Annotated in this window: 6 protein-coding genes and 1 rRNA gene; 5 read left to right on the top strand and 2 right to left on the bottom strand. The window is 70.5% G+C overall.

Annotated elements, in window-relative coordinates; genetic code table 11:
• The first annotated feature begins 150 nt into the window (after nucleotides 1–150).
• From P1P75_RS37690 to P1P75_RS37670, 5 genes are read left to right on the top strand one after another with little or no spacing between them, the layout of a single operon-like run.
• A complete protein-coding gene (locus P1P75_RS37690) occupies nucleotides 151–975 on the top strand; it encodes a hypothetical protein (protein ID WP_319263920.1) in 825 nt (274 codons plus the stop codon).
• Complete coding sequence (locus tag P1P75_RS37685; protein WP_319263919.1) at nucleotides 965–2311, top strand: hypothetical protein; 1347 nt, start codon at nucleotides 965–967, stop codon at nucleotides 2309–2311. Before P1P75_RS37690 ends, P1P75_RS37685 begins: the two co-directional genes overlap by 11 nt.
• On the top strand, nucleotides 2308–3867 hold the full coding sequence (locus P1P75_RS37680) for an SCO6880 family protein (RefSeq protein ID WP_319263918.1): 1560 nt from the start codon (nucleotides 2308–2310) through the stop codon (nucleotides 3865–3867). Before P1P75_RS37685 ends, P1P75_RS37680 begins: the two co-directional genes overlap by 4 nt.
• Before the next feature lie 9 nt (nucleotides 3868–3876).
• Nucleotides 3877–5301, top strand: coding sequence for an ATP-binding protein (locus P1P75_RS37675; protein ID WP_319263916.1), 1425 nt, complete (start codon nucleotides 3877–3879; stop codon nucleotides 5299–5301).
• Nucleotides 5302–5315: 14 nt separating this feature from the next.
• Nucleotides 5316–6761, top strand: a complete 1446-nt coding sequence (locus P1P75_RS37670; RefSeq protein WP_319263914.1) for a type VI secretion protein — start codon at nucleotides 5316–5318, stop codon at nucleotides 6759–6761.
• A gap of 3 nt (nucleotides 6762–6764) precedes the next feature.
• Here the strand turns inward: P1P75_RS37670 and P1P75_RS37665 are convergent, their stop codons facing one another.
• Entirely contained in the window at nucleotides 6765–7313 is a 549-nt protein-coding gene (locus tag P1P75_RS37665) for a GNAT family N-acetyltransferase (RefSeq protein WP_319263912.1), read from the bottom strand.
• A 115-nt stretch (nucleotides 7314–7428) separates the two neighbouring features.
• Nucleotides 7429–7524 (bottom strand): 5S ribosomal RNA (gene rrf / locus P1P75_RS37660); the annotation flags it as partial.

Here is a 7524-nt window from a genome sequence, read left to right as displayed (position 1 = left end):
GCCCTCTCCACCCCACCCACCCGTCGTGCCCACCGGCTGAGGTTGCGTTTCCCTGATGTCGAGTCACCACACCGCGCCCGCGCGGGAACCAGCACGGCTACCGTCGTACTACTACGTGTTCCGGTACGGCAGCGAGGGGGCGTACACGGCATGAGTCCCGGAGACGAACACGACTACGGCGAGCCGGCGGGCACCCGCATGCGCCTCCCCGAGGCGGACCCCTACGGCGGCGCCCGCCGTCCCGCCCGCTCGTCCTCGCGGAACCTGGTCATGGTGGTCGGCGTGGTCGTCCTCCTCATCGCCGCGATCGCCTTCGCGAACCGTGGAGGAGACGATTCCCCTTCCACCGCGGCCACCGGCGAGACCAACGCCGACCAGCCCGGGACGTCGTCGACTGCGGCGAGCGGGACGAAGCCGGTGGAGTCCAAGACCGGCGGCATCCCGTCCGGCTTCGCCCGGACCGAGCAGGGCGCCCAGTCGGCAGCCGCCAACTACGCCGTCGCGCTGGGCTCCACCGGCATGTTCCAGAAGGACAGCCGGCACGCCCTCGTCGACACCGTCTACACCGCCGCCACCGCCGCCACGCTCCAAGCGCCGATGGACCGGGCCTACTCGGCCGCCTTCCTCGCCAAGCTGGGCCTCGACGCCAATGGCAACGCCCCCGAGGGCAACACCTTCGTTTCCCGCGTCGTCCCGGTGGGCACCACGGTCCAGGCCTACGCCGACACCACCGCCAAGGTCGCCGTCTGGTATCTCGGCCTGATCGGCATGTCCGGGGAGAACTCGACCGACCCCGTCACCTCGTCGTGGAAGACCTGGACGTTCGACCTCCAGTGGGTGGAGGGCGACTGGAAGATCGCCGACGACGAGCAGAAGGACGGCCCCGCCCCGGTCCCGGGCGACGACAGGGCCGCCGCCTCCGACGAGATCAGCAAGGCCATCGAGGAGTACGGAGGGTTCACGTATGCCCGGTAACCCGCACCGCGTGCTCCGGCTCGTCGGGGTCGTCGCGGCCGTCCAGGCGTCGGCCGTACTGCTGGCCACCCGTGCCTTCGCCGCGCCCACGCCCAGTCCGTCGCCCACGCCCACTGCCTCGCCGTCCCCGACGAGCAGCCTCGACTGCAGCCTCATCCCGGGTGAAGCCAAGAAGTACTGCGAAAAAGGCAACACCCCCTCCGGCACCACCCCCTCCGGCGTCTCCGACACCCTCGACCCCCTCTCCTCGCTGGCCAAGGGCTGTGCCGAAGCCGCCGCCTGGACCGTCGAGAAGCTCAGCGCCGCCGTGCAGGACACCGCGAACGTCGACTTCACCAACGCCAGGTTCCTCCAGCAGTACGCCGTCGTGTTCGCCGCGTCGACCGTCCTGACCCTCCTGCTGTGGCTGCTCGCCGTCGCCAAGCGGGCGGTCCGCGGGGTCCCCCTCACCACCGCCATCGGCGAAGCCGTCGGCTTCCTCTGGCTCACCGTCCTCGCCTCCGCCTTCACCCCGCTGATCCTCTACACGGTCGTCTCGGCCACCGACGGCATCAGCGACATGCTGGCGAAGACGACGGGCGGTCAGACCGACGCCTACTTCGGCACCTTTTCCGCCGCCCTGGAGAAGGGCGAGGACATCGGCGGCGGCCCGATCATGCTGATCGTGGTCTCCCTGGTGTCCATCCTCGCCGCCGGCGTCCTGTGGCTGGAGCTGGTCCTCAGAGCCGCCCTGCTCTACGTCGGCGCCCTGCTCGGTACGGTCGTCTACGCCGGCCTCGTCGACAAGAACCTGTGGGGCCACGTCCGCCGCTGGGCCGGCATCATGATCGCCGTCATCCTGGTCAAGCCCGTGATCGTGATCGTCCTGGGCCTGGCCGGAGCCCTCTCGGCCGACGACGGCCCCAACGCGTTCGGCGCCGTCGTGTCCGGCCTGTCCATCATCCTGCTGGCCATCTTCGCCAGCGCGATGATCTACCGCTTCGTGCCCGGCTTCGGTGACGAGATCGCGAACTCGCGCAACAACCGCATCATGCAGGGCGCCGAGGGCAAGGCCGCGGCCGTCATCAGCTCCCCCGCGACCCTCGTCGCCCAGGGCATCAAGACGCACAGCACCCGAGCCGACAACAACGGCGGCGGCGGGTCCTCCAGCGGCCAGCGCCCGGCCAACCAGGCCGCCGGCGGCGTGGCCGCGCACAGCTCGCGCAGTTCGAACGGAGGCGGCGGATCTGTCCCCTCCGCCGCACCCGCACCCCGCGCCGGCAGCCCTGTGAACACCCCGCACGCCGGCAACACCCGCAACAGCAGTACCAACCGCACGGGAGGTGAAGGGCGTTGACGACCGAATCCCACGTGTCCCACGTGGTCACGCCCCGCCGTACATATCTGATCGGCCGCGCCCGGCCGAACGCGATCGTCGGCCGCAACCGCGAGTCCGGCGAGATCGCGCTCATCGTCGTCGGCGCGTTCCTCGGCATGATGTGCGGGCTCCTCGTCCCCGTCCTGACCCTGCGGATCGTGCTGCTCGCCGGATTCCCCATGATCGCGCTGGCCGCGGTGTACGTGCCGTACAAGCACCGCACCTTCTACAAGTGGTTCGAGATCAACCGCAGTTACAAGCGCACCCTGCGCCGGGGCACGGTCTACCGCTCGGCCGCCATGGAGGCCGGCACCAGGATCGACGGCCAGGAGATCGAGATCGGCCCGCCGCCCGGCGTCGGCCGCATCAACTGGCTCGCCGCCCCCTTCGGCCCCGACGAGATCGCCGTACTCCTGCACGCGGACCGCCGTACGGTGACCGCGGCCATCGAGATCGAGGGGCCGGGCGTCGGTCTGCGCGACAGCGAGGACCAGGAAGCCCTCGTCGACCGCTTCGGCACCCTCCTCAAGCACGTGGCCAACGGCGACGGCTTCGTGACCCGCCTCCAGATGCTCGCCCGCACCCTCCCCGCCGACCCCGACGCCCACGCCAAGGACGTCTCCCAGCGCGGCGACGACAAGTCCCTGCCCTGGCTCCAGTCGTCGTACGAGCAGCTCCAGTCGATGGTGTCGACGAGCAGCGAGCAGCACCGCGCCTACCTGGTCGCCTGCATGCACTTCACGCGCGAACTGGCCGCCGAGGCCAACGCGATGGCCCGCGCCGCCCGCCCGCAGAACGGCCGCAAGCTGGACCGCGACGCCGGTCTCGCCGTCGTCATGGCCCGCGAGCTGACCGACATCTGCTCCCGCCTCCAGGAGGCGGACATCCGCGTCCGCCAGCCCCTCGGCCAGGGCCGTCTGTCGTCGCTGATCCACTCCATGTACGACCCGGACCACCCGATCGACCACATCCAGGCGATGACCCGCCGCAACGCCTGGCCGGCCGAGCTGGACGCCATGGAGCCCACCCACCTCAAGGCGAAGACCCGCGAGTCCTCCACCCGGGCCCCCTGGTGCCACGCCACCGCCTGGGTGAAGGAGTGGCCGATGACGCCCGTCGGCGTCAACTTCCTGGCCCCGCTCCTCGTCCACACCCCGGACGTGATCCGCACGGTCGCCGTGACGATGGATCTCGAACCCACCGAGGTCGCCATCGAACGCATGCTGACCGAGAAGACGAACGACGAGGCGGAGGCGAGCCGCGCCGCCAAGATGAACCGCACGGTCGACCCGCGCGACGTGGCCGCGCACTCCCGCATCGACCAGCGCGGCGAGGACCTCGCGAGCGGCGCCGCGGGCGTCAACCTCGTCGGCTACATCACCGTCTCCTCCCGCAACCCGGAGGCACTGGCCCGCGACAAGCGGACGATAAGGGCGTCCGCGGGCAAGTCGTACCTCAAGCTGGAGTGGTGCGACCGAGAGCACCACCGCGCGTTCGTGAACACCCTCCCGTTCGCCACCGGCATCCGAAGGTAGGGGCTTTACATGCGGGACCCGATGTCCGTCGTCACCGACGCCTTCACGTCCTTCCTCTTCGGCAAGGTCGAGACGACCCGCCTGCCCGTGCGCACCTCCACCGGCCAGGCCCAGGCGGTCTACCTCCCGACCGCCGCCCCCGGCCTCGGCGACTCGGGCGTGATCATCGGCCGCGAGGTCTACTCCGGCAAGGGCTACATCTACGACCCCTTCCAGCTGTACGGCCAGCAGCTCCCGGCCCCGCACTGGCTGGTCCTCGGAGAGTCCGGCAACGGCAAGTCGGCCCTGGAGAAGACGTACGTCCTACGCCAGCTCCGCTTCCGCGACCGCCAGGTCTGCGTCCTGGACGCCCAGGGCGAGGACGGCGTCGGCGAATGGAACCTCATCGCGCAGGCGCTGGGTATAACTCCCATCCGCCTGGACCCGACGGCCGCCCTCGACCTCGGCATCCGTCTCAACCCGCTGGACCCCTCGATCACGACGACGGGCCAGCTGGCGCTGCTGCGCACCATCATCGAGGTCGCGATGGGCCACGGCCTGGACGAACGCTCGGGCTTCGCCCTCAAGGTCGCCCACGCCTATGTCAACGAGACGATCGTCGAACGCCAGCCGGTCCTCACCGACATCGTCGAACAGCTACGGCACCCCGAGCCGGAGTCCGCCGAGGCGATGAACGTCGCCCTGGACGACGTACGGGCGTGGGGCCTGGACGTGGCGCTGGTCCTGGACCGTCTCGTCGACGGTGACCTGCGCGGCATGTTCGACGGCCCGACGACGGTCGGCATCGACCTGGACGCCCCGCTCATCGTCTTCGACCTGTCCCACATCGACCGCAACTCCATCGCCATGCCGATCCTGATGGCGATCGTCGGCGTGTGGCTGGAGCACACCTGGATCCGCCCCGACCGGAAGAAGCGCATCTTCCTGGTCGAGGAGGCCTGGCACATCATCAACAGCCCGTTCGTGGCCCAGCTGTTCCAGCGGCTGCTGAAGTTCGGCCGCCGGCTCGGCCTGTCCTTCGTCGCCGTCGTCCACCACCTGTCCGACGTGGTCGACGGAGCGGCGGCGAAGGAAGCGGCCGCCATCCTCAAAATGGCGTCGACACGGACGATCTACGCCCAGAAGGCCGACGAGGCGAGGGCGACGGGCCGCGTGCTCGGCCTGCCCCGGTGGGCGGTGGAGATCATCCCCACCCTCACACCGGGCATCGCGGTGTGGGACGTCAACGGCAATGTCCAGGTCGTCAAACACCTGATCACCGACACGGAACGGCCGCTGGTCTTCACCGACCGCGCGATGACCCAGTCGTCCGCCGACCTCGCCGAGGACGACGCCCTGCGCGCCGCCGAGCTGGAACAGGAACAACGGGCGGCGGCCTTCATGGAACAGCACCTGCCCGACCTGGACGGCTCGTCCGAGTCGACGGTGGCGTAGACACGGGGGACGCGATGAGACCGGGTGACGACCGCTTCCAGGGCCACGGGCAGGGCCAGGGAGGCATCCCCGACGGCCTGCTGCTCGGGCTCCTCGCGTTCCTGCTCGGCATGACGCTGCTGGTGTGGACGGCGACGGGCCTCGCGGCCCTGTTCGCCCACGGCTCCTGGCCGGCCGGCGTCACCTTCACCCGCACCCCGCTGGCCATGCGCCACCTGGTCGGCCAACCGCACGACCTCCACGGCGCCTGGCCCGACGCCGACCCGTCGGCCCTCTCCGGCTACGGCCTCTTCTGGGGCCTGTTCATCGGCCAGGTGATGGTTCTCCTGGTCCTCACGGTCTTCACCCTGGGCACGGTGGCGCGATGGCGGGCGGTACGGGCGGGCAGGGGGACGCGATCCCGCCAGGAGGCGCCGGTCCCGGCGCCGGTCCCTCACGAGGTACCCGTCCCCAGGACGGAACCCGAACCGGAACCCATGACCCCGGCCCCCCTGCTCAAGCCCGCACCGGTGATCGCCCGGGAAGCACCCAGCCCCGAGGGCCCGGTCCTGTACGCGCCGCCCGAGACCCGCCACATCACCGCGACGCAGGCCATACGCGACGCGGAGGGCGCCGTCCTGGTCGTCACCTCGCACCCGGCCCTCTGGGAGGACACCAAGGACGCCCGAGCAAAACTCGGCCCCGTCCTCCTCTATGACCCCACCCACCTGTGCGACACCCCGGCCCGCCTTCACTGGTCCCCGACCGCGGGCTGCGAGGACAGGGCGACAGCGGCAGCCAGAGCGACGGCCCTGCTCACCCCCGTACGCCCCACGGCCCGCCTGGACCAGGCCGTCACCGAGACCGCCGAGACGCTCCTGCGCAGCTATCTGCACGCCGCCGCCATCGACGGCCGCACCGTCCGCCATGTCCACCGCTGGTCCCAGGGCACCGGCATCCAGGAAGCGGTCCGCACCCTCCGTACGAACCCGAAGGCGGCGGCCGGCTCAGCGGGCGAACTCGAAGCCGCACTCACCGCCCACGCCGAACGCCGGGACATCGCCCAGGAACTGACGACCCGAGCCCTGTCCGCGCTCTCCACGGTGAACATCCGCGAAGCCTGCACACCCAACCGGACTGACGCGCTCGCACTGGATTCCTTCGTCGCCGAAGGGGGAACGCTTTATGTGGTCGGTGAATCCATCGAGGACCCGAGGACGCATCCCGGCGCGATGCCCCTGCTCACGGCCCTCGTCTCAGGCGTGGTCGAGCGCGGCCGGCGCATGGCCGAACGGTCATCCTCCGGTCGGCTCGACCCACCACTGACCCTGATCCTGGACGATGTCGCGGCCGTGGCCCCGCTCGCCCAGCTCCCGGACCTCCTGGCCGACGGCCGCGACCGCGGCCTGCCCACCCTGGCCCTGCTCCGCTCCCGGGAACAGGCCCGCACCCGCTGGCCCCACCACGAACTGCCCGTGTGACCCCTACGGCCGTTCCAGGACGTACTCCAGCTCCCGGCCGCCGTCGGTGTCCTCGCCCAGCTGCACGACCACACCGCTCGGCAGGAAGCCTGCCCTGCTGTAGAAGGTCCGCGCCCGTCCGTTGTCCTCGTGCACGATGAGCCGCACCCGCTCCAGCCCGCGCGACCACGCCCACTCCAGCCCGGCGTCGAACAGGACCTCGGTGAGCCCGATCCCGCGGTACTCGGGCCGCACGAACACTCCGACGACATGCCCCTGCCGCTGCTCGACCGGAAACCCCGCCCAGTCCTTGGTCCCCGCCTCCTCGACGAGCACGGTCAGCGTCGCGACCCACTCCCCGTCGGGCCCTTCGGCGATGATCTGCTGAGCCTCCTCGACCCCGTCGGCCACTCCGGCGGTCCGCTCCTTCCAGAAGGAGTCCGGCTTCGCCAACGCTTGCTCGTACGTCTCCAGGAAGGCGAGGTGCGCGACCGGGTCCCGCAACGCAAGGAGCCGCAGCCCCTTCGCAGCCGGCCATTCCTCGGCACGCACGGACCTGATCAGGTAACTCATGGGGCCACCGTAGTACCCGGTCGCGGGACCACTCACCCGAATTAGCCCGCGCCGAAATTGTCCATCAACGCAGAAAACCCCCGTGCCATGGGCACGGGGGTTTTCCCTAAAGATTGTTCGGCGGCGTCCTACTCTCCCACAGGGTCCCCCCTGCAGTACCATCGGCGCGGTGAGGCTTAGCTTCCGGGTTCGGAATGTAACCGGGCGTTTC

This window comes from Streptomyces sp. ID05-39B, assembly GCF_033794725.1.
Lineage (GTDB): Bacteria > Actinomycetota > Actinomycetes > Streptomycetales > Streptomycetaceae > Streptomyces > Streptomyces bobili.
Note: the sequence above shows the minus strand (reverse complement) of the source record. Positions and strands in the feature narration are given on the sequence as shown.